The 1,165-nt window shown below is 33.3% G+C and carries 2 protein-coding genes; both read right to left on the bottom strand.

All coding sequences use genetic code 11. The features are described from left to right. A partial coding sequence (locus AC1DRF_RS28835; RefSeq protein WP_477742418.1) for a LysR family transcriptional regulator occupies nt 1–122 on the bottom strand: 122 nt, incomplete at its 3' end. Between the two features lie 97 nt (nt 123–219). After that, nucleotides 220–924 carry a cysteate racemase gene (gene cuyB, locus AC1DRF_RS28830; RefSeq protein WP_477742417.1) on the bottom strand — a complete coding sequence of 235 codons (705 nt, stop codon included), beginning with the start codon at nt 922–924 and terminating at the stop codon, nt 220–222. Nucleotides 925–1,165: the final 241 nt, after the last annotated feature.

The following is a 1,165-nucleotide window of genomic DNA, read 5'->3' as shown; positions in this document are numbered from 1 at the left end:
CGTTCTAGGGACTGAATCCGTGCTGTTACAGAAGGTTGAGTTAAATAAAGAGCCTCTGCTGCTTTATTGAAACTACCTAGTTGGCATACATAGATGAAAGCCTCAATGTTTTCAATATTCATCTTTAACTGCTCCTTAGTTTCGTTCATCGTTATCTTTCTCTACTATAACATTTTCCTATACAGTATTTAAAAGAAAGAGGTAAAGCAATTTTAGATATTACACTAATTGAATCCTCTTATCTGTCTCACTAGCTGTTTTAATGATTGTTTTAGCTAAAATTTCTGTTGGATCAATAATAACCATTTCATCGGATGATCTAAGTACAAGAGGAATTTCCGTACAGCCTGCTATAATAGCTTCCGCACCTGCCTCAATCAATTTGTTAGCTACTGTGGAAAGACTCATAAATCCTTTTGCTGATTTTCCACCTTTAATAGCATATATTCCTTCCATTACTTCTTTTTGCATGATTATATCGGGCTCCATAACCTCTATATCATAGTTCTGGCAACTATGTTGATACAATTTTGTATTAATAGTTCCATCTGTAGCTAGCAAGCCTACTTTTTTAAAATGATTTTCTTGTAAAAATTTAGCTGTTTCTACAGGCATATGCAAAATCGGAATATGAACAGATTTTTTTACTGACTCAAAGAAGAAATGAGCTGTATTACATGCAATTACTAGAAAATCTGCGCCAGCTTTCTCTAAACGTTGCGCTGACTGTATCATATATGGGCAAGGATCTACACCTTTTCCTAAAATTGCTGTTGTTCGATCAGGTATTTGAGAAAAGTTGTCAGCAATGATATGGATATGATCTTGATCCTTTGTTGCTGGCGTGTATGAGATAACTTTCTTCATTAAATCCACTGTCGCTAACGGGCCCATCCCACCTATAATTCCTACTACTTTTTGCATCTTCTTCACCACTTTTAAAGGTATTTTAAAATGAAACGTTTAATTCTGTGCTTTAGGATTAATTTGTTTGATCTATTGTTCTTTATTATAGGTTTTGTTTTATGGGATGGATTATAGAAATACTCTATACAGTAATAGAAACTTTATATTAACTAATAAGAATAGAGCGATATTCCTTAACAAATTAAAAAACTGCACTCTAATTGTTAGAAACAGTCTAACAATTAGAGTGCAGTTCAAT

It is taken from the genome of Priestia sp. P5_B4, assembly GCF_056400385.1.
The sequence above is the reverse complement of the archived record's forward strand: the minus strand, read 5'-3'. Positions and strand labels throughout refer to the sequence as shown.

Excerpts from the sequence above, each read along its gene's own strand:
- cuyB (WP_477742417.1), bottom strand. The coding sequence starts at position 924 with ATGCAAAAAGTAGTAGGAATTATAGGTGGGATGGGCCCGTTAGCGACA.